The organism is Timaviella obliquedivisa GSE-PSE-MK23-08B (assembly GCA_019358855.1).
GTDB lineage: Bacteria > Cyanobacteriota > Cyanobacteriia > Elainellales > Elainellaceae > Timaviella > Timaviella obliquedivisa.
Map to the genome: position 1 here is coordinate 312,355 of JAHHII010000005.1, position 25,670 is coordinate 338,024.

The 25,670-nt window shown below is 47.5% G+C and carries 26 protein-coding genes and 2 pseudogenes; 7 read left to right on the forward strand and 21 right to left on the reverse strand.

Going from position 1 to position 25,670, the window contains the following annotated elements:
* Positions 1-7: 7 nt before the first annotated feature.
* The 6 genes from KME11_11865 to KME11_11890 all read right to left on the reverse strand — a co-directional run bounded on the left by KME11_11865 (position 8) and on the right by KME11_11890 (position 7,097).
* Positions 8-571 (reverse strand): Uma2 family endonuclease, encoded by a 564-nt coding sequence (locus tag KME11_11865; GenBank protein ID MBW4515908.1) that lies wholly within the window; start codon positions 569-571, stop codon positions 8-10.
* 104 nt (positions 572-675) lie between these two features.
* Positions 676-3,327: a WD40 repeat domain-containing protein gene (locus KME11_11870; protein ID MBW4515909.1), complete on the reverse strand. Its 2,652-nt coding sequence runs from the start codon at positions 3,325-3,327 to the stop codon at positions 676-678.
* Between the two features lie 3 nt (positions 3,328-3,330).
* Positions 3,331-3,792, reverse strand: coding sequence for a hypothetical protein (locus KME11_11875; GenBank protein ID MBW4515910.1), 462 nt, complete (start codon positions 3,790-3,792; stop codon positions 3,331-3,333).
* A gap of 142 nt (positions 3,793-3,934) precedes the next feature.
* Positions 3,935-5,230 (reverse strand): sulfite exporter TauE/SafE family protein, encoded by a 1,296-nt coding sequence (locus KME11_11880; protein MBW4515911.1) that lies wholly within the window; start codon positions 5,228-5,230, stop codon positions 3,935-3,937.
* Between the two features lie 226 nt (positions 5,231-5,456).
* The gene (locus KME11_11885; GenBank protein MBW4515912.1) at positions 5,457-6,341 is read right to left on the reverse strand and encodes a metal ABC transporter permease; all 885 of its coding nucleotides are present in this window, start codon (positions 6,339-6,341) and stop codon (positions 5,457-5,459) included.
* Between the two features lie 36 nt (positions 6,342-6,377).
* Entirely contained in the window at positions 6,378-7,097 is a 720-nt protein-coding gene (locus KME11_11890) for a metal ABC transporter ATP-binding protein (GenBank protein ID MBW4515913.1), read from the reverse strand.
* A gap of 203 nt (positions 7,098-7,300) precedes the next feature.
* Here KME11_11890 and KME11_11895 point away from each other — a divergent pair, with 203 nt between their 5' ends.
* Positions 7,301-8,293, forward strand: coding sequence for a zinc ABC transporter substrate-binding protein (locus KME11_11895; GenBank protein MBW4515914.1), 993 nt, complete (start codon positions 7,301-7,303; stop codon positions 8,291-8,293).
* A 273-nt stretch (positions 8,294-8,566) separates the two neighbouring features.
* Here KME11_11895 and KME11_11900 read toward each other — a convergent pair whose 3' ends face one another.
* Complete coding sequence (locus KME11_11900; GenBank protein ID MBW4515915.1) at positions 8,567-10,477, reverse strand: heavy metal translocating P-type ATPase; 1,911 nt, start codon at positions 10,475-10,477, stop codon at positions 8,567-8,569.
* Between the two features lie 97 nt (positions 10,478-10,574).
* On the opposite strand from KME11_11900, the gene KME11_11905 reads away from it, so the two are divergent.
* A complete protein-coding gene (locus KME11_11905; protein MBW4515916.1) occupies positions 10,575-11,681 on the forward strand; it encodes a precorrin-8X methylmutase in 1,107 nt (368 codons plus the stop codon).
* A 17-nt stretch (positions 11,682-11,698) separates the two neighbouring features.
* Here the strand turns inward: KME11_11905 and KME11_11910 are convergent, their stop codons facing one another.
* Positions 11,699-12,745 carry a zinc ABC transporter substrate-binding protein gene (locus tag KME11_11910; protein MBW4515917.1) on the reverse strand — a complete coding sequence of 349 codons (1,047 nt, stop codon included), beginning with the start codon at positions 12,743-12,745 and terminating at the stop codon, positions 11,699-11,701.
* 66 nt (positions 12,746-12,811) lie between these two features.
* Between KME11_11910 and KME11_11915 the strand changes: the two genes are divergently transcribed.
* Together KME11_11915 and KME11_11920 are read left to right on the forward strand one after the other, a co-directional pair.
* Positions 12,812-13,558 (forward strand): metal ABC transporter ATP-binding protein, encoded by a 747-nt coding sequence (locus KME11_11915; GenBank protein ID MBW4515918.1) that lies wholly within the window; start codon positions 12,812-12,814, stop codon positions 13,556-13,558.
* Between the two features lie 20 nt (positions 13,559-13,578).
* Positions 13,579-14,466 carry a metal ABC transporter permease gene (locus KME11_11920; protein MBW4515919.1) on the forward strand — a complete coding sequence of 296 codons (888 nt, stop codon included), beginning with the start codon at positions 13,579-13,581 and terminating at the stop codon, positions 14,464-14,466.
* Between the two features lie 68 nt (positions 14,467-14,534).
* On the opposite strand, the gene KME11_11925 is transcribed toward KME11_11920, so the two are convergent.
* From KME11_11925 to KME11_11960, 8 genes and pseudogenes are all read right to left on the reverse strand, one after another.
* Positions 14,535-15,674 (reverse strand): WD40 repeat domain-containing protein, encoded by a 1,140-nt coding sequence (locus tag KME11_11925; GenBank protein MBW4515920.1) that lies wholly within the window; start codon positions 15,672-15,674, stop codon positions 14,535-14,537.
* Positions 15,662-16,633: a GTP-binding protein gene (locus tag KME11_11930; GenBank protein MBW4515921.1), complete on the reverse strand. Its 972-nt coding sequence runs from the start codon at positions 16,631-16,633 to the stop codon at positions 15,662-15,664. Before KME11_11930 ends, KME11_11925 begins: the two co-directional genes overlap by 13 nt.
* Positions 16,634-16,885: 252 nt before the next feature.
* On the reverse strand, positions 16,886-17,521 hold the full coding sequence (locus KME11_11935; GenBank protein MBW4515922.1) for a DNA-processing protein DprA: 636 nt from the start codon (positions 17,519-17,521) through the stop codon (positions 16,886-16,888).
* Positions 17,522-17,561: 40 nt separating this feature from the next.
* Positions 17,562-17,906 (reverse strand): XisI protein, encoded by a 345-nt coding sequence (locus KME11_11940; protein ID MBW4515923.1) that lies wholly within the window; start codon positions 17,904-17,906, stop codon positions 17,562-17,564.
* Positions 17,894-18,176: pseudogene (locus KME11_11945) on the reverse strand (hypothetical protein). The gene KME11_11940 and the pseudogene KME11_11945 overlap by 13 nt, the downstream one beginning before the upstream one ends.
* A gap of 70 nt (positions 18,177-18,246) precedes the next feature.
* Entirely contained in the window at positions 18,247-18,693 is a 447-nt protein-coding gene (locus tag KME11_11950; GenBank protein MBW4515924.1) for a DUF29 domain-containing protein, read from the reverse strand.
* Positions 18,694-18,697: 4 nt separating this feature from the next.
* Entirely contained in the window at positions 18,698-19,165 is a 468-nt protein-coding gene (locus KME11_11955) for a DUF29 domain-containing protein (GenBank protein MBW4515925.1), read from the reverse strand.
* Between the two features lie 283 nt (positions 19,166-19,448).
* Positions 19,449-19,652, reverse strand: a complete 204-nt coding sequence (locus KME11_11960; protein MBW4515926.1) for a hypothetical protein — start codon at positions 19,650-19,652, stop codon at positions 19,449-19,451.
* A 101-nt stretch (positions 19,653-19,753) separates the two neighbouring features.
* Here KME11_11960 and KME11_11965 point away from each other — a divergent pair.
* Both KME11_11965 and KME11_11970 read left to right on the forward strand, forming a co-directional pair.
* Positions 19,754-19,873 (forward strand): annotated as a pseudogene (locus tag KME11_11965) (IS982 family transposase).
* A gap of 169 nt (positions 19,874-20,042) precedes the next feature.
* On the forward strand, positions 20,043-20,792 hold the full coding sequence (locus KME11_11970; protein MBW4515927.1) for a phycobilisome rod-core linker polypeptide: 750 nt from the start codon (positions 20,043-20,045) through the stop codon (positions 20,790-20,792).
* Between the two features lie 127 nt (positions 20,793-20,919).
* On the opposite strand, the gene KME11_11975 is transcribed toward KME11_11970, so the two are convergent.
* Positions 20,920-21,363, reverse strand: a complete 444-nt coding sequence (locus KME11_11975; protein MBW4515928.1) for a helix-turn-helix transcriptional regulator — start codon at positions 21,361-21,363, stop codon at positions 20,920-20,922.
* 566 nt (positions 21,364-21,929) lie between these two features.
* Between KME11_11975 and KME11_11980 the strand changes: the two genes are divergently transcribed.
* On the forward strand, positions 21,930-22,145 hold the full coding sequence (locus KME11_11980; GenBank protein ID MBW4515929.1) for a hypothetical protein: 216 nt from the start codon (positions 21,930-21,932) through the stop codon (positions 22,143-22,145).
* A 266-nt stretch (positions 22,146-22,411) separates the two neighbouring features.
* Here KME11_11980 and KME11_11985 read toward each other — a convergent pair whose 3' ends face one another.
* The 4 genes from KME11_11985 to KME11_12000 all read right to left on the reverse strand — a co-directional run bounded on the left by KME11_11985 (position 22,412) and on the right by KME11_12000 (position 25,631).
* The gene (locus tag KME11_11985) at positions 22,412-22,591 is read right to left on the reverse strand and encodes a hypothetical protein (GenBank protein ID MBW4515930.1); all 180 of its coding nucleotides are present in this window, start codon (positions 22,589-22,591) and stop codon (positions 22,412-22,414) included.
* A gap of 218 nt (positions 22,592-22,809) precedes the next feature.
* Positions 22,810-23,058 carry a hypothetical protein gene (locus KME11_11990; protein MBW4515931.1) on the reverse strand — a complete coding sequence of 83 codons (249 nt, stop codon included), beginning with the start codon at positions 23,056-23,058 and terminating at the stop codon, positions 22,810-22,812.
* Between the two features lie 23 nt (positions 23,059-23,081).
* The gene (locus KME11_11995) at positions 23,082-23,954 is read right to left on the reverse strand and encodes a HEAT repeat domain-containing protein (protein MBW4515932.1); all 873 of its coding nucleotides are present in this window, start codon (positions 23,952-23,954) and stop codon (positions 23,082-23,084) included.
* Between the two features lie 102 nt (positions 23,955-24,056).
* A complete protein-coding gene (locus KME11_12000; protein ID MBW4515933.1) occupies positions 24,057-25,631 on the reverse strand; it encodes an NAD(P)H-quinone oxidoreductase subunit N in 1,575 nt (524 codons plus the stop codon).
* Positions 25,632-25,670: the final 39 nt, after the last annotated feature.

Genomic DNA, 25,670 nt, shown 5'->3' on the forward strand with positions numbered 1-25,670 from the left:
TTGGGGACTATTCCTCTAGCCAACCAAACAATTGATCCACTGTAAGACTAAAGGCTTCAGCAAAATGTGGAACGGGAAGGCGATCGCTCTTTTCCTCAAAAAGAGCGATGGTGCGATCGCTAAAGTAACCAAACACCATTTCTTCTTCTGGATCAATCAACCAGCCCATATGAGTTCCGTGAGCAAGGCAATGAAGAATGTTGCGCACAACTTTAGTTTGACTTTGATTAGGGGAAAAAATTTCGATTGTCCAGTCGGGAGCAATCGCAAATGTATTGGACACTTTGCCATTCTCGTCGCGGGGAATGCGCTCCCAGATAAATATACTGACATCGGGCACAGTTGATCTGCCACCAAATGTACAACGCAGTTCAGAGTAAGCACGGGCAATGCGGTTTGGTTTTAGAACTGCATTTGCGGCTGGAACAAGATCGCTTTGAACTGTGCTGTGTTTTCCCTGGGGCATAGGTTTCTGAAGAATCTGACCATTGATGAATTCGCTTGCTGGTTTGCTCTCTGGCAGTTTAAGGAACTCGTCAAGGGTGAGGGGTTTGGTAGGAGCTTGAACCATTGCCACTGATGGGTTGAGTATAAGAACTATTGTATCGCTCTAGACAAGGAATTGTTTTCTGTCTATAAATCTTTTCTAACAAGTGATGGCTCTGGATTTTTATTCTATAAATAGCGATCGCAAACTTGTTTAACTTTCCGACCAATAGTCGTTTCAGATTTAATTAAATTTGGATATTCATTCAGTTGGCTACAAGCAGGTGTCAATAAACTTTCTTCTAGATCTATTACGTGGTTATAACTGCCACTGACAATTGTTTTGCCAGAAGCACTAAAGAGAACTGGAGCAGTCTGAAAAACATCTTCTTTTAATTCATTCTTAAGTTCACCTGTACTTGCATTCCATGAACGTACTGTGTTGTTATAACTTCTACTTAAAACCGTCTCACCATTGGCACTGAAGCCAACCAAGACGGGCTGAAAGTCATTCCCTTCCAGTTGTCTAATTTGCTTACCTGTTGCGGTATTCCATAAGCGAATTGTTTTGTCATCACTGCCGCTAACAATTCTGGTGCCATCGGGACTAAATGCCACTGAAACAACCGAATATTTGTGTCCTTCCAGTTGCCTAATTTGCTTACCTGTTGCGGTATCCCACAAGCGGATTGTTTTATCAACGCTGCCACTGACAATTCTGGTGCCATCGGGGCTGAATGCAACTGCTAGAACTGTTTTTTGGTGTCCCCTTAAGGGTTGCCCAATGGGTTGCTGAGTGTTGGTGTTCCACAGGCGCACTGTGTTGTCTTTACTACCACTAACAATTTTTTTGCCATCGGAACTGAACGCAATTGAAATGACTTTATCCGATAAGAGCCTTCTGCCCTGGTCTACTTGAATAGAGTGCAACAGAGTACTAGAAGCAGAGTTGGCGATCGCATCATGGGTTAGAGGAATGAATGCCGACTGACTGAGGTCAACGGCTGCGATCGCGTTAATCTGAGCCAGAACATTATTTTCGGCATTCAAAGGTTGGTTAGAGAGTAATGTTTCTGCAAAATCTGCTAACTGTTTTACTTGCTGCACTTTTGCCTGTTGCTGTTGATAAAAAGTAAGACCCATCACACCCGGAATTAAAGTGCACAATGCCCATTTCTGAAGCCGTTGTTGCCGCTCCTTTTTCTGGTGCTGAGTTTCCTGCTGCTGGCGGATCGCTTCAGCCTTCTGAGATGCCATAAAGAATTCCATTTGCAGGTGAGTGATGATTGCCCCGACCCGCTCTTGATGCTGCCTCAGCATATCCAGTTCTGGAGGTCGCCAGAGGCAGCCTTCCGGGCGACCATTTTGCTCCCAGTACTCGGCATCATCTTCTAAACGGCGTTGAAAGCGCAGGTCACTACGGCTTTGTTCTATCCACTGATTTAGCAATTGCCAATGGTCAAATAATGCTTCATGGGTAATTTCGGCTGTTTCAATGCCGTTATGACGGGTTGAACAAGTAATTAATCGCACCTCTGGTTCTGAAAATTGATTAATGACCTGTTTAACCTGCTCTGGGTTGTCTTGGTGAGAAATGAGATAGTCTATTGTAACTCGACGGCGGGTATCCCTTGTGCCTTCATCCAACTGCACCAAGCCAAGGAACAAGCGGCGAGCAATGGCTTGTTCAGGTAAGCTGAGGCTGTCATACACTTCTTGGGCTTCGCCTGCCAGTGCGCCCCCAACCCCTCCAATCTGTTCTAAAGTTTGGGCTGGCGTGATGCCTTTGGCGAGTCCTTTCCAAATGCAAGTGAGGGCACACTGTAGTAGTGGTAAAGCACCTTCTCGCCCTTCGGTGTCTTCGACTAATAGGTAGATGGTAGCTTCGTCGAGGGGATGCCCTGCCAGTTCTGCGGGTTTAGCGATAATTTGCCGTAGTTCCGCTTCATTCATGGCGGGCACCAGAAATCCTTGCCGTGAAAACAGGTGATTTAGCTCAGGATGTTTTTGAATTTCGCCTAAAAAGTCACTGCGTAACGTGATAACTATTAGAACTTGTTGGGACTCTTCTTGTGCCGCTTCTAGCAGGTTCTCAATGAAGCGATCGCGCTCTACCGATTTTTTGCAAAGGGTATAAATTTCCTCGAACTGATCGACCAATAAAATCAGCGGTGAGACATCAGTTTCGGGCAAGACGTTGATGATTCGCCGCAGTCCGTCGTACTTCCCAGACGAGTTTGCTTGCGCCAGTTCTGCGACGAACTCACGAGTTTTGGTTACAGGAGTCAGGTCATTCGTAGCGACTCGTGCCAGTGCTATTGCTAGAGCTTCAAGAGGATACGTTCCGGGCACGAGGATTGCAACTCTAGCCCGATCGCGTCCTGGCAAGGGTTGGCGGGCGAGTTCTGGAATGAGTCCGGCTCGTGCGAGGGAGGATTTTCCTGAGCCGGAGGGCCCGAAGATGGGCAGGATGCTAGTGACAGTGGTTGCTTCATGCAGTTTGCTAAGTTTCTCCCAGAGAATGGCAATCTCTTTTTCTCGCCCAAAGAAGCGATCGCCATCAGTTTCTTGAAATGCCAGCAGTCCTTGATAAGGATTTGCCCCGATCTTTGAGGTCGAGGGCTGGGTTTCTACTGGGCAGGGGCGATCGAGTTGAGACGGGTAGATGGTGACTTGTCCACCTGTGACATTGACGATGGTGCTGCTAACGGCTTGACCAATGATTTGATTTTGGTTGCCCTCAGATTGTTGATCAATGGGGCGATCGCTCTTGCTATCCTGCGGAATTTTCACACTCACCTCTGAAGCGTTAGGCAGCGAAGCATCAGGCTTAGTTGACATAGCCTAAGTACCCGGAAGATTAACATTACCTGTAATGTTGCCCAGCACCGTACCACCCGAAACTTGCCCGATTACCTGATTCTGGTTGCCCACAACATTCTGAACAATCTGGGTGCCAGAAGTACCATCGGGAGCATCGGCTTGGAGGATGTGGGCGATCGCCTCTGCCAAGTCTGGATCCGCCTCTAAAATCTTCTTCAATTGCACGCGCAATGATGCCTGTGAATCAGCATCGTCTGGGGCTTTAGCCACATCTTCAGCCGCTTCTTTTGCAGATTCCTTTACCTCCACTTTAGGGTGCAGCTTCTCCCAGATGGCTTTAGCTTTGTCCAAGGCGTTTGCAGTCAATTGAGTGCCTGCCGTTTCTCCGGCTTTAGTCGCAGCACCTGCCGCAACCTCAGCGCCTAAGTTCAGCAGAGCGGGTAGGAAAGGGGCTAGAAAAGCGGTGAGAGTAACAGGATCCATGATTTTACCTTTGGGAAAGTACTATTTCTAAAAAAATCTGGTTAAAGGGGCTAAAAACCGGAAATTTTAGACTGAATGACATAAATAAAGTTTCGTCCAAAGCGTAACTCAGTGCGCGTTGCTATGCCAAGACCCAAAGCAGTTATTTTTTAGATCCAACGCCTTCAGCCTCAACCAGGTCAGATTGAACTCGCTGATTTTGAATGGGCGAAACATAGAATTTTTCTAAACCTAGCAACAACCACATCCACCGATACCGAATCAACAAAACCATTACCCCGATCGCCCCCAACATCACCGTTGCGCCTCGATTAAAGTCACTCAGTTGCAACGCTCCTAGGTAATGGGAACCCACTAGAATTGTGTGCATTACACCCAGAATTAGTGCGGGGATTGATAATAGATGGAGCGATCGCCAGCCTCGTCCCAGCCATGTTTGCGCTCCATCAAAACTAGTTACGGCTAAAGGCAACATGAGCAACAAAGCAATTCCTCCCATCACAATTCCCTGTTGATGTTGAGGCAGCATAAAGAACAGTTTTTCTACTTGCCAGTTCCAGGAATGTACCACCATGTGAAACATATGGGCGATCGATAGAATGAACGCGCCTACACCCAATGATCGACGATAGCGTAACAGAAATATCCACAGGCGACTAACCGGGCGCGCAACTAATGCCAACATTAAACAAACGATCGCGGCATGACCTGTATAATCCACCATTGTGTCGGCGCTTCGCAACAGCGTTAGGACACCAATCATTAACGTGACCCAACCGCCCATTCGGAAGAGTTGACTACGGCGATCGCGGCTCAACATCCCAGTTGAAATACCTACCAGCAGCATCGTTGGCACCGTTCCCAGCCCAAACGCCAACATGGTTAGTCCCCCTGCCCCAGCGCTACCTGCTCCAGCCGCTTTAATCTGCGCCGTATACAAAAAACCGCAGGGAATTAGCCCCCAAATTGCACCCAAGAAAAAGGGTGTCCACCAGCGATCGCCAAACGATATCTTGACCATGGCGCTACTTAACCGCTCATGCAGTTTGCCTTGAAGCAACGGATGCAAAAATGGCAATCGCGGCAAAATTTCTGGACTCACCTGGGTTAAACCAAACCAAATCAGCAGGCTACCTGTTAGTAATGCCATCACCCGCCGCAACAGGCTGCCAACTCCGGCAACCTGCCCACCAGCGATCAGCACCGAACCTAATGCACCAATGCCTGCCCCAATTAAGGCATAACTCAGCAGCCGTCCTAAATTGAGTAATAGGTGGAACAGGAGCGATCTCTTCGAGATACCCGCAAGGGATCGCCCGACAGAATTCTCGCGTTGTTGCGACAGAGAAAATGCCGCTGCAATGGGGCCACACATGCCCGCACAATGCCCGAAGCTCCCTAGAAAACCCAGAACAAACAGAAGAAACAAATCAAGCATCAAGCCAACCCGTGAAGACGACCTAGTAGATCTCCTTCTATTATTACTGCAAACGAATCGCTCTAAAAACTAACGGTAATGGGCATTGCTAAATCAAGGGATGAACAGCCAAAAGCCTACCTTACCCTAGCCCTCTCCCAAAAGCAGAGAGGACAAAAGTCTGGCTCCCTCCTTCCTAAGGAGAAAAGGACAAGCAAAACTATACAGCAAATCTTTGTATTAAGTCCTACGATTGTTTGATTATCCCCCGCAACCGATCGACTAACTGGCGTTTAATCTCAGATTGAGTCAACACTCCCTGAGATGGACTGAACAAAAATGCTAAGAGAAATAGCCCAAACGCCACCAGCACGATCGCGGCACCTGAAGGAATGTCCAGGTAGTAGCTTAAATACATACCCAAAATACCTGATAACGCGCCCAAGCCTGCACCCAGTATCATCATCTGGTGCAGTTCTTTGACCAACAGGAACGCCGTCATCCCTGGTGCAACCAACATCGCAATGACCAACAAAACACCCACTGTTTGCAAATTGGCAACAACAGTCAGACTGATCGCAGTCACCACACCGAGGTAATACCATTGCACAGGCATTCCCCCAGCCTGTGCGCCAATGGGATCAAAGGTATAAAACAAAAGTTCTTTATAAAACAGCCAAACCGCAATCAGAACCAGAATGGTGATCCCAAAGGTCAGCAGTAGGTCATTCCGAGTTACGCCCAAAATATTGCCAAACAGAACATGGATCAAATCGATCCGGTTTGCCCCCGGCAAGATAGTCACTAACGTGGTGCCAATGGCAAGAAATGAGGCTAACACCAGTGCCATGATAGAATCTAGCTTGAGCCGCGATTGAGATTCAATGCCAGACAAGACAATAGCACTAAGCACACCCGCTACCAGTGCGCCGATCGAGAGGGGCAGTCCTAAAAAAACCGCGACCGGCAAACCTGCCATCACTGAGTGAGAAATCATGTCTCCCATCATGCCTAGCTGTTGCACAATCATGTAGCTACCGACCACCGCACAGAGAATGCCCAGTAATATCCCCATTGCTAGTGCATTTCGCATGAACTCAAATTGCAGGGGTTCCATCAATCCATTCAACATCAAAACTCCTTTTGTCAATAAAACCGTTGCGCCTGGTTAAGCTGCCATAAAACGCATTGGGCTTTCATAAGCAGCTTGAAGGTTGTCAGTAGTCATGACTTCATGACGAGTCCCGATCGCGATCAGGCGTTTGTTGAGCAGCATCAACCGATCGTAGTAATCTAATGTTTCGCTCAGGTCATGGCTAATCACAAGCAGTGTTTTGGCTTCAGACTTTAACTCAGCAAAAATCTCAAACATGATATCTTCTGTTTTACGGTCTACTCCTGCAAAAGGTTCATCGAAAATCAGCAGATCGGCTTGCTTCGCCAGGGCACGAGCTAGAAAAACGCGCTGCTGCTGCCCGCCAGACAATTCTCCAATGCTGCGATCGCGTAGCTCATACATGCCCACTCGCTCTAATGCCGCCTTGACCAACTCACGAGACTGACGACTAGGTTGACGAAACAATCCCGTTTGGATCGTTCGCGCCATCATTGCCACGTTCCACACCGTAATCGGGTAATCCCAGTCAATTTGCGATCGCTGCGGCACATAAGCCACCTGAGAAAGTTGCCGAATCAGCGGCTTCCCGTGAAACAGGGTGTCTCCTTTAACAGACTGAATCAACCCTAACATAGCTTTGATCATCGTACTCTTACCCGCACCGTTGGGTCCAAAGATGCCCACTAACTCACCCGCTCTAAAGGTGCAATCTACATTTTGAAGGGCACAAGTGCCCCGGTAGCTAACAGACAAATTTTGAACTTGCAGCATCGCCCCTCTCGAAAAATGACTAGACAATGAAAAGAAAATGAGACAAATATGAAAGAATCTACCGCAAGTGAGTGTCCAAATTCAACCCTCTTTAGACGGAGCAGAAGAACTGCTAGATCCTGATTCTGCCTTACTCAATCCTGTTTTACATTTCTGCCTTAGCTGATTTAATTTGAAGCATTCATCTAATTTGGAAGTAGTGTATGTTAAGCCTTTTCCGCTCCAAGTCTCGTTTCATTTGGGAAGTAACCGTCTTGGTCTGCACCTTGGGTTTAGCCAGTTGTGGAACGCCTTCAGACACAGCCACCCAATCCGAAGGAAGTAGTGAAACAACGACTGGAGCGGAAAATGCTCCTAGTGTTGTGGCATCTTACAGTGTGCTATGCAGCATGGTTGAACAAGTTGCTGCTAATGTTCTAAAACCCACTTGTCTAATTAGTTACGACCAAGATCCTCATACTTACGAAGCTACCCCATCCGATCGTCAGGCAATTGAGCAGGCTAGTGCTGTATTTTATGCCGGACTCAACTTTGAACCCTCCATTATTCAAATGGTTGAGGCAACTAATACTGCGGCTCCCAAGATTGCTGTGCATGAGAAAGCGGTTAACAACGTGATCGAAGTTAAGGAGGAAGGCGACGTAGAACCTGATCCGCACATTTGGCACGATGTAGAAAATGGCACCCGCATGGTGAAATTGATTGAACAAACCTTGTCAGCAAAAGACCCTGCTAATGCTAAAAAATATGCCAGCAATGCAGCAACAATGATTCGCGAGTTGGAACAGCTAGATACCTGGATTCCAAAGCAAATTGCCACGATTCCTGTAAATCAGCGGCGGTTAGTCACGACCCACGATGCCATGAGTTATTACGCCAGAGCCTATGGCTTGACTGTGGAAGGGACGCTGCTGGGCATTTCAACGGAAGAGGAACCGACAGCGGCTCAAGTCAAAACATTGTCAACAGGCATCAAGTCAGTGGGTGTGCCGACGGTTTTTGCAGAACTGACATCCAATGACAAGGTGTTGAGAACAGTTGCCAATGAGTCTGGGGTCAAAATATCAGATGATGTCCTGATTGCGGACGGCATCGGCAAACAGGGAACTCCAGCAGGCAGCTATCAGGGCATGTTGGAATATAACACCTGCACCATTGTTAAGGGATTAGGCGGTAAATGTACACCTTTTGAGTAGGACTTGCAAACTTTGTGTCTCATATTTGTAATGATTTTGCCCCAGGTATGATGAGACATCAGCAACAAATGAGAAAACTACACCGTATGATGGCACCAATTGTGATGATTCTGTTATTCATCACGGTAGTCACAGGTGTGATTTATCGCATTTCCAAAGATTGACTGGGGTTATCTCGTGAGCAAGTTCATGGGTTGATGAGTTTGCAGGAAGGTGAATATTTAGGGCATGTATTCGAGTTAGATGATGTGCTGCTTCAAGGGTTTGGGTTTGCTAATTTCTGAGCAATCGCAACCCACTCAAAATGACCAGCACTGTCGATCCTTCATGTCCCACGACACTGACGGGTAACGTGATATTACCTGCAAAATTAACCCCAATCAGCAACACAATAAAACCGATCGCAAACACGATATTTTGTTTAACCACTCGGTGCGATCGCCGCCCCAACTTAACGGCTGCCGCAATTTTCTCTAACCGATCTGCCACCAACACAATGTCAGCGGTTTCTAGCGCCACATCGCTTCCAGCAATGCCCATCGCAATCCCAACGGAGGCTTGAGCTAGGGCAGGAGCGTCGTTAATCCCATCGCCGACCATTGCCACCGTCTTGTATTGTTTTTGGAGTTGACGAATGAGGTGCAACTTGTCTTCTGGCAACAGTTCGGCATAAACCTGATCGACTCCGATCGCCTGAGCAATGCTTTGAGCGGTACGTGGGTTGTCGCCAGTCAGCATGATGATTTGTTCGATGCCTAGCTTTTTGAGTTGCGCGATCGCCCGTGCTGCTTCGGGTCGCACTTGATCGGCGATCGCAATTACCCCGATCGCCTGTTGCGCCTGAGCCACCCAGACAACGGTTTTTCCATCTTGCTCTAGCAAATTCGCAAACTGAACCAGTTCAATGGGTAAATGAGTGACGAATTGGTTCACAAAACCAGCCGTGCCCACGAACACCGATCGCTGCTGCCAACTCCCTGCAATGCCTCGACCAGGGTATGCTTGTACCTCTGTGGCGCGTGACCAGTCTAATGCTTGCGCCGCTTGAACGATCGCCGCCCCAATCGGATGCTCTGAGCTAGATTCTAGGGCAGCGGCGATTTGCAAAACTGCTAATTCGGAAAATTCTGCTGCCGGAATAACTTTACAAACTTGCAAATGTCCGGTGGTGAGCGTCCCTGTTTTGTCAAAGGCGATCGCCCGTACTTTGCCAATCTGCTCTAGCTGAGCGCCGTTCTTGAACAAAATTCCCTGTCTCGCGCCATTGGCAATACCCGATAGCAACGTCGGCATGATCGCCGCCATTAACGCACAGGGCGACGCAACGACGAGAAAAATCAATGCCCGATAAATTGTTGTTTCCCAACTCCATTGCAGCAAAAAAGGCGGCAGCACTGCCAGCAATATTCCAGCCACGACAATGACGCGAGCATACCCATGTTCAAAGCGTTCAATGAATTGCTGCGAGGGTGGTGTCTCTGTTTGTGCCTGCTCCACTAAGCGAATCACGCGCCGCAGCAGGCTACTCTCTGGCAGTTGATGGACTTTGAGTTTTAGCGCTCCATTCCCATTGAGCGTTCCAGCGAAGACTTCATCCCCGATCGTCTTTTCCACTGGAATCGATTCTCCTGTGATCGCTGCCTGATTCAATGTACTAAATCCTTCCAGAATCAATCCATCAGTTGGGATGAGTTCTCCTGGCTTGACCACAATTTGATCACCCAACTCTAATTGGTCAATCGGCACCGATACTTCTCTGCCCGATCGCAGCACTTGTGCCGTATCAGAGGTCAGACTCATCAAACTGCGAATGCTGCGATCGGTGCGCTGCATCGCGTAATTTTCCAATGCGCCACTAATTGCAAAGATCAAAATCAACGCGGCTCCATCAATGATCAGGTAGTATTCCTGTCGCCACAAGCCCAGTCCTGCGGCTCCCAAAGCTGCCACAATCATCAGCAGATCGACATCCAGTTCTTTTTCTTTGAAGAGCGTGGTTAAACCTTCACGGGCGCTCTCGTACCCTCCAGCCACGTAAGCCGCAGGCAGAATCAGCAACGCCAGTCCAATCCATCCTAGATGTAGCGCCATCCATCCAAGTAGCAGCAAGCAGCCACAGAGGAGAGCCGCAAAAGCCTCGGAGTGTTTTTTTGCCAGTTGGGGTAGCCGCGACGGGTAAAGCATGAGCCGTGAGTGAGGAGATTTTCTTACCCTAAACCTTGACATTGGTGTTAATGTCAAGGAATCGGCTTTTGGGACTTATCAGCTTTTGGGACTTAAGATGATGGGTCAAAGTTTCACCATCAAAGAACTAACGGACTCGGTTGGCAGCGACATCACACCCCGCATGGTGCGGCACTATCACCAATTGGGATTAATGCCCCAGCCAGAGCGATCGCCCAGTAACTATCGCCTTTATACTGATCAGGATGTGCAGCGACTGCAACGAATTGTGGCACTCAAACAGCAAGGCTTTCAGCTTTCCCACATTCACAAACTACTGGAAGCGGAGCCGGAAGCGGAACAAGCCACGTTGATGATTCAACTTCAGCAGCAGTACCGCACCATCATTCAGCAAATGGCGCAACTGCGGCAAACGGCATCGGCACTAGAAGGACTATTGGGGCGCGATCGCCACTGCCAAACCACCCAAGCCGAAGTTCTGTCTCAACTCAAGCTGCTAGAAGTTGAAACGCAGACAGGATTAGGCGGATTGGAGAAACTTTGGCACGGCTTGGATGCCCAAGTTCATGCCCATCCAGAAGCCTTTCAGGAATCACTCCAGCGGTTGCTGCCTGATCTGTCCGAGCGATCGGAAATTGAGGTAGATTTGCTCTCCAAGCTGGTGCTGGCAAGTGGCGATGTTAGCTTAGTCCCATTTGTACGATTGGGAAATCAAGCCATCGCGGCTAGTCGCGCTGCGTTCAGTTCGAGTTGTCATGTGGTGGTGGATGTGCCAACGGTGAGTGCGGCGATCGATCGAACCCGACTGGCTCATTTGGGTTGTCTGATGCAAACGCTGATTGATAATCCTCACATCACTAGCGCTGCCGAAGCAGAACAAGCCTTCTGGCGAAATCATGCTTGGAAAGACCACTTGCAGCAACTGCCAACCGGGTGTGTAATTGCGATCGGCTATGCGCCATCAGTGTTACTGGCAGTCTGTGAAGCCATTCACCAGCGCATTATTCAACCTGCCTTAGTGATTGGAATGCCGATCGGTTTCAGCCATGCCCCGGCTGCGAAGCGTCAACTGATGCAGTCTGGCATTCCTTTTGTCACGATCGAAGGCACATTAGGGGGCGGGTTACTGGCTGCCACTGCGCTCAATGCGCTAGTAGAATCGCTCATTGAAAAGCCAGATTGCCACTGTTACTTGAATCAGTGAATCTCTGTCCAAGTGAACTACTTCGGCTGAAAAGCAGTGTATTGACCACCCAACCCTTCGACGATCGCCCTGGTATTGGCAACCAGCATTTTAGGGTAGGTATCGCCCTCAGAGCCTGCTTCTCCCAAACCATCCGCAAACAGTTCTTGCTCAGAAATTTCGACGTTTGCTTCTTTCGCAACCGTTTCTAGTAGCTTCGTGCTTTCAGTGATTTCAGCAAAAACGGTCGGCACCCCATCGGCTTTAATCTCCTCTGTCAATTCTTTCACTCGTGCGGCGGTAGGCTTTTCTTCGGTACTGATGCCCTGCAATGCCCCCTCAACCGGGATGTCGTAAGCCGCAGAGTAATACCCTAGGGCATCATGAGTTGTTACCAGTTTGCGTGAGTTTGTTGGAATGGTGGCAATCTGAGATTTAATCCAGCCATCAACCTGAGTCAGTTCTGCGGTCAGAGCTTGAGCATTTTCGGCATAGAGGTCAGAGTTTGCCGGAGCCGCTTTTGTCAAACTGTCTTGAATCACCTTCACCATCTCAATTCCATTCTGGGCATCGTGCCAAACATGGGGATCAGGTTCCTCTTCAGCGTGAGCTTCTCCCTCAGCAGATTTCTCTTCCTCGGCATGTTCTTCCTCGTGCCCATGCTCATGTTCACCCATTAGAGGCTTGGGGACCGCGACTTCACCCACAGCAATTTTAGGGGCAGGACTAGAAGAGGCTGTAATGAGCTTGATCAAACTCGGTTCAAAGTCATAGCCAGAATAAAGCACAAGCTGGGCATCTTCGATCGCCTTGCGGTCTTCTGGAGTTGGCTCATAAACATGGGGGTCTGTTCCTGCTTTGACCAGACAAGTCAGATCAATGGTTTCGGCGGCAACGGTCTTGGTTAGATCACAGAGAACGCTACTGGTGGCAACTACTTTCAAATTTGTACTGGTAGCGGCAGTATCAGTAGAAGTCAGGGGGCTAGTTTGGCGGGTTGGCGTGGATGAGGCACAGGCGCTGAGGATGCCAAACATTAGAGCGAGGAGGCTGCTTCCCCAGGTTTGATAGCGCTGAATTTGCATGATGTTCTAAGTTCTGAATTGAGGGAGTTAAGCTTATAATGATAACCGTTCTCATCTTAGGGTTTCATGTTAGAGGTTCAGCGGCTTGCTGTCAATTATCGAGGTGTGCGGGGGCTAGAGCCAGTGAGTTTCCAGGTGAATCCGGGGCAACTGGTGGGCATCATTGGTCCTAACGGGGCAGGCAAAAGTACGTTACTCAAAGCTCTGCTAGGCTTGGTGCCTAAGTCGGGCGGGGTAGTTCACTATTGCACCTGTCCGCTGCACCAGCAGTTAGAGCGGGTGGCGTATATTCCACAGCGATCGCAAATCGACTGGGATTATCCGATCACAGTTTGGAATGTGGTGATGATGGCACGGACTCGTCAGCTTGGATGGTTTCGTAGTCCGGGTCGGGCGGCAAAAGAAATTGTTAAAGCGGCGCTGGAACGAGTCGAAATGCTCAATCTGCGCGATCGCCGCATTGGGGAGCTTTCAGGCGGACAACAGCAGCGGGTGTTTCTCGCACGAGCTTTGGCACAACAGGCAGATTTATTCCTGTTTGATGAACCCTTTACAGGTGTGGATAAAAAAACCGAAGCCGTCATGCTAGAAGTGTTTGAGGAGTTGCGATCGCAGGGCAAAATTTTGCTCCTGAGTACCCATGAATGGGGACAGTCGCTCAATAAACTCGATCGATTACTGTTACTCAATCAATGCCTGATTGCCGATGGTTCACCGCAACAAGTGATGACTCCCAAAAATTTGCATCAAGCTTACGGCACCCATTTAGGAAACCCACTCCATCAAGATTTAGAGACATCTTTTTTCTGCTAACTCCCTACTTCCCGGTCCCCATGCTCAACCTCTTGCTAGAACCGCTTGGCTACGAATTCATGCGCAACGCGATCGCCATTGGCGTACTGGTTGGCATTCTTTGTCCTGTGGTGGGTAGTTATTTAATTGTGCAACGCATGGCGTTACTGGGAGACGTGATCGCCCACTGCGTTTTACCAGGGTTATCAATCTCTTTCTTTTTCGGGGTTGATATTCTGATTGGTGCTTTTAGCACTGGCATTTTGGGTTCTTTGTTAATTGCCTGGATTCGTTCTCAAACCCGAGTCAAAGTTGATGCGGCAATGGCGTTGACTTTTTCGACTTTCTTCGCGCTAGGCGTGACGCTAATTACCGTGCTAAAGAACAAGCTTGACCTGGATAGTTTTCTGTTTGGCGACATTTTGGGCGTGACACCACACGACATTCAGAGAACCTTTGTAATTGCTGCATTAATTCTGTTCGTAGTCAAACTATTTTACAAGGAATTACTGTTCTATACCTTTGACAAAACGGGTGCTCAGGCGATCGGCTTACCGATTAACATGCTTTACTTCGGCTTTATGGCAGCTATTACACTAACTATCATTGCTAGTATGCAAGCAGTAGGCGTAATTCTGGTAATTTCTCTATTAATTGGACCAGCGTTAACTGCTTATTTGTTGGTCAAAGAATTGCATCAGATGATGATTTTGGGCGCAATTCTGGGTGCGATCGCCAGTATCTCTGGGGTTTACCTCAGCTATTATCAAAACTTACCTTCGGGGCCAGCGATCGTGCTGGTGTCGTCTAGTTTATTTCTGCTGGCATTGCTCCTTAGCCCGTCTCAAGGGATTTTGACTCAACCTAACCCGACTGGAAGTACAGCTAGGGCTATGCGTCGCCTAGGTCTGTTCAAACGAAGCGAATAGCTCATTAATTCGACTTTTACCCAGCGATCGTTACACATTTACATGAGACACTTGCGTGATTCCTGATTTCAAGTCTTCTCACGTTGTCCAAAACCCTTTCCCCGCAACACCTTTGCCCAAATGAGTAGTTCTCCGTTCTGTCCGCCCACTGCAAGTTGATGTCCTTTAGGGTGCCAAGCCAAGCAAGAAAACCCATTGGGGGCACCGTTCAGCACTTGGGCTAAATGCTGGGCTTTCTGCCACAAACAAACCCGTCCATCTGCTGCTGCCGAGGCAAATAAAAGAGCATCAGGTTGGAATTGAATCGACTGCACTGTGCCTTCGTGTCCTGCTAAAACGCGACCTTCCCAACCCAATGACAGATCCTCCTGCTTTTCCCAAACTACAATGCCCTCAGCACTGGCAGAAGCAAGCAACGATGCACCCGCTTTTGTCATCACATTTGACCAGGCGAGTTGACGAATTTTACCGGGGAAGCCGCGCATCACCCAAGGATGAGGATTCTCCCACTCCAGTACCGTCATAGTTCGATCGAGATTGCCGGATGCAATATATTTTCCATCGGGCGACCAAGCGATCGCCACACTTGCTGAAGGAATAGTCAGGAAATACGGATCATCATCCCAATCTTCTGCTGTCCAGATTTTTACACCTTGATAACCACTAACGCTCAACCGCTGTCCATCTGGATGCCAAGCAAGATCCAAAGCGGAGGAGGTGTCAAAGTTTAGGGTGGTGGCAACGTCTCCTAACTTAGCATCCCAAACCTGCACATATTTTCCTAGGCTAAATGCCAGTAGATTTTGAGTGGGACTCCATGCCATGCGATCGACCCAAGCTGCTGTTTTTCCGACTGTAGCGACCAATTTAGGCGCGATCAATTCTGGCAAGTTTGACTGCACCTGCCAAATATGAACCTGTCCGTTTTGTCCGCCAGCCGCCAAGAATTGCCCATCATGAGAGAAGGCAAGGCAATCTACCGAGTCCCCATTCATCACTTGTAAAGGCACTCCTTGAAAAGGCATTGCCTGGAATGTTTTAGTCTCTTGATATAGAACCACTTCACCCGCAGCAGAACTCGTTGCCAGAGTCTTGCCATCGGGCGACCAAGCGATCGCCATCACATAATCCGACAGCGTCCCTTGCCAATGAAGATCGAATTCACCTTGTTTCTTTGTCTTTAAACCCTTTGTTTTTAAACTAGACATGCCCGGAAATCCTCTCTCAGTTGAGCCTCATCTAGGTTGCGACCAATGAAAACCAGTTCGTTCTTGCGCGTTTCGTTTGGCTTCCAGGGGCGATCGGCTCTGCCATCAAACAGCATATGAACACCCTGAAACACAAAGCGCTGATCTTCTCCGGCGATCGTCAGAATTCCTTTCATCCGAAAAATATCCGGTCCCTGAGTTTGCAGCAAGTGACCCAGCCATTCGTTGAGCCTATTGCCATCCAATTCACCCGGTTCTACGATCGCCACAGAACCTACCGTTTCATCATGCTCATGAGCGGTTTCATTCAGAAACTCCGGATCAATTTCCAATGCCCGATTCAAGTCAAAAGCACCGATGCCCAGGAGCGCATCCATTGCCAGTTCGGCGTTGCGGGTGCGGTAGATTTTAGCAAGTGCATTCATGCTCCGAATCCGTCGCTCCAGTTCATCTAACTCCTCTGGCGTAACCAGATCGGTCTTGTTAAGCAGCACGACATCGGCAAAGGCAATTTGCTCCTGCGCCTCTTCTGCTTCCCAGTGTTGCCAAATGTGCTTGGCATCCACGACCGTTACGACTGAATCAAGATTAGTTTGCGCCTGCACATCCTCATCCATGAAGAAAGTTTGGATCACCGGAGCCGGGTCAGCCAGTCCCGTCGTTTCAATCACCAGATGATCAAATTTGTCGCGGCGCTTCATCAAGTTGCCGATGATCCGAATCAGATCACCTCGCACTGTGCAACAGATACAGCCGTTATTCATCTCAAAGATTTCTTCGTCTGCGTTGATAATTAGCTGGTGATCAATGCCCACGTCGCCAAACTCGTTGACGATCACCGCGACCTTTTTGCCATGTTCGTAGGTGAGGATGCGATTTAGCAGCGTAGTCTTGCCTGCACCCAAGTAGCCTGTGAGCAGAGTCACAGGAACTGAATCGACTGTTGCCATGTTGACCATATTTTGAATGCTCACTATATTACGAATGATAATCATTATCGCTTATAACTTGTCGTCTGGCTAAAAATGCTGACTGCTTTGGAGAACTTAATAGCCTTGAAGAGCTTATATAATTCAGGTTGAGTAAGTTTGTGGGCGCAATTCATTAGATGATGATTGTGGGCGTAATTCTGGGTGCGATCGCGGGATATAGCAAACTTTCTCCCCTGTCAATGAGCAGGTTCAGTATTCCAGGCTTGAAGTTTGCCTGGGTTAGGATGTTTGAGCATCTAAGCAGCGTCGCACGATCGCATCCACACCCAAACTCGCGATGCCCTGCTCTTGTAATAATGAGTTGCTGGAACTATCAAAGGTAACCACAGATTTTCCTGCCTTGGTCAGACGTTGGGCAAAGGCTAAAGTTTTGCTGTTGGGGGCGGCATAGGCAACAAAGAGGGTGTGAGCGATCGCCCCAATCATTTCATTCCTTTTTTTAGCCAGTTCAGCCGTGGCACGGGCATAGCTGGCACTAAAGGGCGAGATCAGGAGTAAACGATTTTCGTCCATTGCCTGTTTTTGCTTGGCGGAGAAGCGAATGTTATGAATGCTGCGGGCAGGACAGTAGATAAGCGGTTGGGTGCCACGCAGCAGAATTTTGAGGCAGTCCTGTTCGATTGGGGTGTGGAAACCGCTGATGACTGGAATGTCTGCATCTCGCAGGGCTTGGACAAGGTCATAGGTTTTGAGGATGAGGTCGCCAGGGCATTTCATAGAACAGAAGAGGGCAATCGCAGGTTTTTGAATCAGGCTAAGATTGCCGATCGCGCTCAATGTGGGGAGGCTTTTGAAGGCAATGCAGTTTGTGAGTGCTACCGGATAAGCAGAATCATTGGGTGTGATGGTTTGCAACTTTAGAGCCGTGACGGATTATTCATGTCAAGGATAGGGCTTAGACTGCTGCATAGCCTGAGTATTGGCGTAAATAAGGCGGTTGAAACCCAATGACAATATCTTCTTTGGGGATACCTGTTTCAACCAGATCTTGACCAATATCTAATTCAGTGTTGTTAATCTGAATCCAAATTTTCTCATTTTTAATGTCTAGATGAATTGAACAGCCGTAGATTCTTTCTTTTTTGTCCCAGCCGATCGCAACTACCTGGTAATGATCGTGTTCGGTGTCAAAAACGGTTTGAATCTCAATATCACCATAGGATGGTTTGTAAGCAGCATATTGCTTAAGCAGTTGCTTAATTGTGGTTCGATAAATTTGGAGTGTTTCTAGACTTGCCATAAGATGATCACCTCATTTTCAATGTCATAAACGAAGAGTTCAAGTTCATACTGTTGAATAGCTATGCGCGGAAATTCTTTTTGAAAGAATGTTTTATAGGCGATATCTGGAACAGCAAGAAATAGTTTTCGTTCTGGATCTGCTACTTTTTATGCCACACGGTAGTTAAATAAATTGCCCGATCGCGAGATAGAAATCAGCAACGGTAGAGGTGTTAATAAAGCTTTTAATTTCGACGGCGATTTTTTTGCCATCGCGTTCGGCGTGAATAGGGGCTCAAAATCAAACGTCTGGAGATACTTCTGGGCGTGATCGCGGTTGAGTGGCATGGTCTTTCAACTCAGGTCGGGTTTAAATTAGCAGGAAAGTCAGGATCAAACAGCTGCTCTAATGTATAAGGGCAATTTTCAGGCAGATCCCCATAATCTAAAGGGGTTTCCTTGACCACTAAATCCAAACCAGATTCGTGAGCAGAGGCGATCGCCTCTGCCAAATAGGGATTAAGGCTAGGATTTTCCTGCAAAAGTCGCAAAACTTCTCGTCGTTGCTCTCGAATAGTTGCCCGCCAGCTTTTGCTTCGCTTTTCTGACTGAGAGTCCCACTTTAGAAGATGTCCTATCAAGACACCAAGTCGATTTCGTAATTCCTGCCGCTGTTGTTTGCCCAAAGATTCAAGCTCCTCCACCAAATTCACAATGTCTAATCCCTTAAAATCACCCACTTGCAGTAACTTAGCTTGTTCCAAAGTCCAAGCATAAAAATCTGTTTCATAGAGATTGGATGACATACAGTTACTCCTCAGAAAATAGTTCAAGCCAAAAATCTCGATCGAGCATCTTTTCGGGTGAGCGATCGTAGCTCCATATATCAGGAAAGGGGATTTGAGGGTATTCCTTACGCACACTTTTTAGCGCAATTGACCAAGCCTTATCAAAACTGGTTTTCCAGCGGGTACTGAGGCTGAGAACTATGCCCAACAAAACTTCTAGCTCTCCCCGCTGAGCCCGAATCGTTCGCTCCCAACCGTTGTAGTCATTGGGTGAGTTGACATATAACCGTTTTAATAAATGCTCCAATAAAACAATCAAACGACTAATCAATTCCTTCTTTTGAGAAATCCCCAGCGCCTCTACCTCTTCGATCAAATTCGCAATATCTAGATGGTCAAACTCCCGCGCCTTGAGCTTGGCAACTGTATCTTCTGACCACAACAAAATATCCTGTTCGTAGAGGGAGGTTAAATTCTTGATTTGAGACACCAGGTTTTCTCCTTGAAAGCATCAAATAACGAACACGATCTCAGAGGATGTCTGAGAAGTATCAAAGATTCTTACACTTGCCCCCCAACCCCTCACTCTGGGGGACTTCCGAATCAATGCTCCTTCAAAGTCCCCCAGAATGGGGGATTTAGGAGGCGGATCGGAAGCAATTTAAACTTCTCAGACATCCTCTCAAGCCTTACCTACCTGCCTCTACTTTAGTCCTGGAATAACCCCATCGAACAGATAATCTGCGCCCCATCTCGTCTTTCCTCTGGGTTAATCACACACAGTGATACGCCATTTTTAGATAGACAAAATAGGGCTTGAGCGATCGCCCTGCCCAACTTTCATCAATAATTTCTGCCAGTTGCTCAGAAATATCCAGGCAAAAGTTATCCTCCCAACGATTTTCAAACCATTGCTCTAGTTTTTGGGCATCATCCCGATTCACCACTTCTACATTTAGCTCACCCTGAGATCTCAATCCAGATGGGGATTATCAAATGTATTATTAGACACACTGTATATTGTTCCTCAATACTCTCTATGCAAAAGCGTTTAAAGCCTCCGGCAAAGCCGGAAGTTGTGACTGAGTCGGTGATTGACCAGTTAAAGAACATTGCCCAGATTGAGCATCCGAGGCATCGTAGTCCCATCAACTTTGCAGTCAATCTAATGGCGGGCTTAATTGCCTACTGTCACTAGCCCCAAAAGCAGGCATTGCTGAATGATGTAGCTTTCCTGCTTAACGCGAACTCACGTTAAGTTAAGTTGTATGACTTTTTTATTAGACTAAAGCGAATAATGCCCCCCATGACCGTATGATGATTGATAAATTTGTAAGAATCCATATGAAAAGGGAGCTTTTGTAAGCGTGGCAATTCCTCTTTTAGAATATTCTCCTTCTTCTCAAAACCAGCGTGTAGCTGGCTATGAGGTCGGGAGCGATGAGCAGCCCAGAATTTATTCGACTGAAAACTTGCTCGACGACAGTGACATTGGGGACTTGATTGAAGCGGCATACCGCCAAATCTTCTTCCATGCCTTTGCAGTCGATCGCGAGCGTTTCTTGGAGTCCCAACTCCGGAGCGGTCAGATTACCGTTCGAGACTTTGTTCGCGGTTTGGTGTTGTCTGACACCTACAGACGTAGCTTCTACGATCTCAACAGCAACTATCGCTTTGTTGAGCAAACCGTACAACGGGTGCTCGGTCGCGATGTGTATAACAACCAAGAGAAACTCGCTTGGTCAATTACCGTTGCTACTAAGGGCATTGTTGGGTTTATCGATCAACTTCTCGATAGCCCAGAGTACATTGAGGCTTTTGGGTATGACATTTTGCCCTATCAGCGTCGTCGGGTACTGCCCGGTCGAACTGAAGGCGAAAGACCCTTCAACATCAAGTCTCCTCGTTACGATGAGTACACTCGCCGCAAGCTTGGGTTCCCTCAAGTTATTTGGCAGTCTACTGTTCGCAGCTATGTTCCTCAAGACCAGAAAGCCAAAACGGGCAGCCCATCGCTGTTCCTTGATATGGCGCGGAGCCTTAATGCACGCGGAAATACCCCTCAAAAGCTATCAACCGCCAACATTGATATCTATGGATCGGTTCCTCGTCGTTAAAGATAACCTGTAAATTATCTCTAGATTTATCTCTAGATTAATAAGGAGGAGAGAAGCAAAATGTTTCTCCCTCCTTTTTTATAGTTCAATTTTTTGTAGTTTAATTTCGGAGTTTGGTTTCTATCACTTAGGCAGAGTCTTCATTTTCTAAAAGGCGCGTCGCTTGATGCTCTGGTTGAAATCCTAGGTCGATCAAAGCTTTACGAATTTTGGTTTTAGAAGGACGTACTTGAGGGGCATTAAGTCCTAGTTCTCTTGCTGTTTCAAACAGTTCCCGCATGAGTAAATCTAAAGAAGTATCTTGAGCATCTTCGGGCAAGTTTTCAATTCTGCCTTCATATGCCAGCGTGTAAAGCTCTAGATGATGTATGCCCATGCCCCGCGACAGTTTTCTTAGGGTTTCGGGGGTGGGGCAAGTGCCCTTAAAACAAGCTCCCCGCAGACGAGGCTGGGGAATGCCTGATAATTCTGCCAAATGATTCATGCTGATGGATTGTTCTTCAAGGTATTGCAAAATCAATCGTCCTAAGGGCGAGCAATCTTCAGATTTAATTTGCAACCTTGCTGGCATAATCAGATGTTAAGGGGATTAGGGTATTTATAGAATAGCGGTTGAAGGGCGATCGCGTCTTAAACCTGCTTCATTGACATTCTAGACAAAGACAATCTTTAAACAAAAACTAGTATTAATGGGCTAGCCATTCAGTAGCTTGGATCAATAGCTTGGGCAACGAATAACTTACTCCAGTTACCTCATAAATCTACAGCTTTGTCAAGCGTTCTCAGTCGTTAGCCTAGCTCCTCTGTCAATGTTGTTGATCAAAAATTGGGTGGCATCAGCTTTTGTCGTCGCTTGAGAGAAAAGAGTAGTCAATCCTTGGTGTTGCTGCTAAGGGAGTTGCAATTAAATAACGCCCCGAACCGCCCCCTAAATCCCCCATTCTGGGTAGGGACGATTCTCTAAGAAGAGAAAAACTGCTTGAATCCCATAATCTCGTTAGCCATCAAAATAGGAGCAACGTAACAATGCGGGATTTAAGTTTTTTCTCCAACTAACGAATCAGCCCTACCCATTCTGGGGGACTTCCGAACCTTTCAAAGTCCCCAGAATGGGGGATTCAGGAGGCTGAAAAGTCAATGCATTTCACTGGTGTTTTATTTTCACGCAACTCCCTAACAGTAAAAGAAACGCTCAATGACAAAAATAAAGCTGTTGGAGCAGAAGATTTAGTTAAAACTGTCTATGGGTTGGGATATCGCCTAAACCATGTTATTAAGGAGTTTAAGCCAGAGCCAATACTTGATTTAGGTAAGCAGCAGGATATTTTGAATGCGCAGGAAACGCAATTTTAGGAACGCTTAGCAAATGCCAACTGTAATGTTCCAACTCAAGTTTTAAGCTGCCCTTTGGTAATGAAACAAGGAACAGATTTTTCATAGCAAAATCGGCTCTAACGCAAATTTTAACAATTGATCGAAATCAAGATTTTATCGATCGCTTTGTGACTGAAGTTGGAACGCGAGATATACAAACAGCGATCGCTCTGACTAAGCCCTGCTCAAAAATCGATTTAACGGATACGCCCCGATGGTGTAGTCATCGATCGATCTCAGTTTGATCAGGCAGAAGGATTGAAGTTACTGGAGGATTTAGGTTTAGCAGTGTTGGCGATCGTGTCGAGCATGGCATTGAGGTCACAAAACGGGTCGACTTTGATGGCAGTACCCTTTGCGACCAGGGACTGTAACCGATCTAAGTATTGGTATAACAATCTATGGATGTAGTAAATTGTTGGCAAAGTTAAAGCTCTTTTGTCCTGCAACATCGAAGTAGAAGTAAGTTTTGAGCCAGGGGCAGTCGTTGATGTCCTTCTTTTTGATAACGCTAACGCTGTCGTTCAGCTTGTAATGCAACCTTGACTTGCTGGTAGGCAGCGATCGCGGTGGCTGTTTTTTCTACCGCTCCTGCTAAAATACCCTGCCCTTAGTTCTAAATCTTTACAAATTCCTACCAGCGTCATGGCTCCCAATTGCGATCGCAACACGTTTTGCCCTGATACGGAAAATAGTGCTGCCCCAATCCATGTCCTGATACATCCAATAGGTAAATTACAAATTGATCTGCATCCAGCCAGTAATAATCAAAGCGATCGCCCCCTAAATATTTACTGGGCAGAAACTGAAAATCTACTGCAATCGGTGCATCGCACAGCTTGGGAAGGAGCGATCGTACGTAAGTTGCTGCTTCTTGTAGCTCCGCCTCCAAGATGAATCTTCAATCAATTGGTTCTATTTCTCAGCCTTTTTCCCCACTCCTAATTCTTTAAGAGTTCCATTGGGTAACTGATGTAAATCATCGACCCTTGAAAGCGGACGAATATGATTCAGTTGCGCCAACGCCCAGATTGCAGTTTCTTGCACTTCTGGGTCTGGATCACTGGTCGCATGGTGCAAAAGCTGGCTAACCTGCCCCACTAACTCATAGAGCCGGGTAATGTCCCGAATTCCGTTCTTCCGTACATCCGAGCTGTTATCTTGCAGCGACAACATCAGTGCCCGATTCATGGGCTGCAAAGTCTTCATGCTAACTTCTGACACCGCTGCCAAAATCAAGCTGCGCTGACCAGAATCCGAGTCTCTCATCAAATCCACCAGAGGCTGCACTGCCCGTGAGTCCGCTTGCTGCCCCAATTCCCAAATTGCTTTTCGACGTTTGCTCGGATCTGGGTTTTGCAAATCCTCAATTAGCTCCAATACCACATCCATCTTTGCCAGACGAGTTGTATCTGAAACGGTCGTTTCTACAGACGTTTCTACAGACATGGAGCCAACCTGAGAAAGGTCAGATTGCTTCTGTAGCTCAAGTTCGATGCTGTCGGAAAGAACAGGTACAAGCGGCACAGAAGACTGCGAGGGCGACAACTCTAAATTCAAATCTTCGTTTAAAGCCCCACTTGAAGATTTAGTACGCCCTTGACCGTAACCCCAGTTGTAAGCAATTCCCCCAACGGTGCTGGTAACCACCAATGCCGTCATAATCATCCCTGTCCAGTTCCTGGGAGCAGGAGGAGCCGAGATTTGAGTAGCATAGACAGGAGATGGCAAGACTAGGCTGAGACAGAATGCACCAGTCAGAAGCGATCGCTTGGAGCAATGAGACATAGCAAGAAAAGAGTTCGGGGTTGAGTACAGGGTTCCCCAAGCGGCTGCGAAAGTTAATCTCGTTGCGCCATCATTTTAGAACCCTATACTCTCTGCCCTTTTCTAGAGAGAAGGAGTTCGGGGAAGGGACGAATGAGACATGCTGGCAAGAGGACGCTCTATTTTCACAACTGTAGATTGAAGAAATTCTGTGCTTGTTACTGAGTTATTGGATAGCTCAAACAACGGATTAGACAAAATTCCTGCTAGAGAAGTCCCAATTAAACAAATGATCAAACCCACCTGTAAGGGGCGCATTCCAGGCAAATCCCAACGAATTTCAGGATAATTTTGAACGGCTTCGGACATCTCTTCCGGCTCTTTTACCACCATCATTTTGACGACACGAATGTAGTAATAGATGGAAATAACACTAGTTAGTAAACCAATGAGTACCAGCCAATAGGCACCTGCTTGCCAGCCCGCCCAAAACAGATAAATTTTTCCAAAGAATCCAGCTAGAGGGGGAATGCCACCCAATGATAAAAGGCAAAGACTGAGACAAAGCGTTAAGAGCGGATCTTTTTGGTACAAACCGCTATATGCCGTAATTTCATCGGTGCCTGTGCGTAGCGTAAACAAAATGACACAGGCAAAGCCGCCTAAGTTCATAAATAAATAAACCATTAGGTAAAACATCATGCTGGCGTATCCGGCATCAGTGTCTACGATCAACCCAATCATTAAAAAGCCTGCTTGAGCGATCGAAGAGTACGCTAACATCCGCTTCATGCTGCCTTGTGCCAGGGCAACAACGTTGCCTAACACCATGCTAAGTACGGCTAGGGCAGTCATAACGAAGTGCCATTCATCGGACACCATGGGAAATCCATTGACTAGCAGACGAATCGCGAGGGCAAAGCCTGCTGCTTTAGAACCCACCGATAGGAACGCTACTACCGGAGTAGGCGAACCCTCGTAAACGTCTGGAGTCCATTGGTGAAAGGGCACAGCAGCAATTTTGAAGGCGATCCCAGCGATCACAAATACTAGGGCAATGACAACGCCAATAGAGGGCTCACCGCTAGTTATCAACAAATTAGTCGTGATGATGCTAAGCCGAGTTTCGCCTCCTGACAGCCCGTATAGCAGCGATATGCCATATAGAAAAATGGCTGAACTGGCTGCGCCAATGAGTAAGTACTTGAGCGCTGCCTCATTGGAGCGAGGATCGCGCTTCATGTAGCCCGTTAATAGGTAGGAAGAAATACTGAGGGTTTCTAGTGAGACGAAAATCATGACCAGTTCGTCTGCCCCTGAGAGAAACATGCCGCCCAGAGTTGCGGTTAGGAGAATAGCGAGAAACTCAGCGAGGGCAGTTCCGGCTTGCTCAACGTAGCGCACTGACATGAGCACGGTGATGGCTGCGCCTAGAGCAATGATGCCTCGGAAGATGACGCTCAGGTCGTCGCCCATGAAGCTGCCGAGAAAAGATTCTGGGATAGCGCTGTGCCATTGGAAGTAGAGGGCACCGATCGCCCCCAATAATCCAGCGATCGCGACGTAGGGTGTCCAACGAGAGGACGATCGCCCTACAATTAGGTCTCCAATCAAAACCACCATAATGGTAATGATGACAATTCCTTCCGGCAGGATGGTTCCTACATTCAATTGAGCAGCAAGGTTTGCAAAATCCATAAGATTCTAGCCAGCAGTATCGACAAGTAACGCTTTAAG

Coding starts and splice junctions, on each gene's coding strand:
- KME11_11865 (MBW4515908.1), bottom strand. CDS start 571: ATGGTTCAAGCTCCTACCAAACCCCTCACCCTTGACGAGTTCCTTAAA.
- KME11_11870 (MBW4515909.1), bottom strand. CDS start 3,327: ATGTCAACTAAGCCTGATGCTTCGCTGCCTAACGCTTCAGAGGTGAGT.
- KME11_11875 (MBW4515910.1), bottom strand. CDS start 3,792: ATGGATCCTGTTACTCTCACCGCTTTTCTAGCCCCTTTCCTACCCGCT.
- KME11_11880 (MBW4515911.1), bottom strand. CDS start 5,230: ATGCTTGATTTGTTTCTTCTGTTTGTTCTGGGTTTTCTAGGGAGCTTC.
- KME11_11885 (MBW4515912.1), bottom strand. CDS start 6,341: ATGTTGAATGGATTGATGGAACCCCTGCAATTTGAGTTCATGCGAAAT.
- KME11_11890 (MBW4515913.1), bottom strand. CDS start 7,097: ATGCTGCAAGTTCAAAATTTGTCTGTTAGCTACCGGGGCACTTGTGCC.
- KME11_11895 (MBW4515914.1), top strand. CDS start 7,301: ATGTTAAGCCTTTTCCGCTCCAAGTCTCGTTTCATTTGGGAAGTAACC.
- KME11_11900 (MBW4515915.1), bottom strand. CDS start 10,477: ATGCTTTACCCGTCGCGGCTACCCCAACTGGCAAAAAAACACTCCGAG.
- KME11_11905 (MBW4515916.1), top strand. CDS start 10,575: ATGATGGGTCAAAGTTTCACCATCAAAGAACTAACGGACTCGGTTGGC.
- KME11_11910 (MBW4515917.1), bottom strand. CDS start 12,745: ATGCAAATTCAGCGCTATCAAACCTGGGGAAGCAGCCTCCTCGCTCTA.
- KME11_11915 (MBW4515918.1), top strand. CDS start 12,812: ATGTTAGAGGTTCAGCGGCTTGCTGTCAATTATCGAGGTGTGCGGGGG.
- KME11_11920 (MBW4515919.1), top strand. CDS start 13,579: ATGCTCAACCTCTTGCTAGAACCGCTTGGCTACGAATTCATGCGCAAC.
- KME11_11925 (MBW4515920.1), bottom strand. CDS start 15,674: ATGTCTAGTTTAAAAACAAAGGGTTTAAAGACAAAGAAACAAGGTGAA.
- KME11_11930 (MBW4515921.1), bottom strand. CDS start 16,633: ATGGTCAACATGGCAACAGTCGATTCAGTTCCTGTGACTCTGCTCACA.
- KME11_11940 (MBW4515923.1), bottom strand. CDS start 17,906: ATGGCAAGTCTAGAAACACTCCAAATTTATCGAACCACAATTAAGCAA.
- KME11_11950 (MBW4515924.1), bottom strand. CDS start 18,693: ATGTCATCCAATCTCTATGAAACAGATTTTTATGCTTGGACTTTGGAA.
- KME11_11975 (MBW4515928.1), bottom strand. CDS start 21,363: ATGCCAGCAAGGTTGCAAATTAAATCTGAAGATTGCTCGCCCTTAGGA.
- KME11_11980 (MBW4515929.1), top strand. CDS start 21,930: ATGCATTTCACTGGTGTTTTATTTTCACGCAACTCCCTAACAGTAAAA.
- KME11_11995 (MBW4515932.1), bottom strand. CDS start 23,954: ATGTCTCATTGCTCCAAGCGATCGCTTCTGACTGGTGCATTCTGTCTC.
- KME11_12000 (MBW4515933.1), bottom strand. CDS start 25,631: ATGGATTTTGCAAACCTTGCTGCTCAATTGAATGTAGGAACCATCCTG.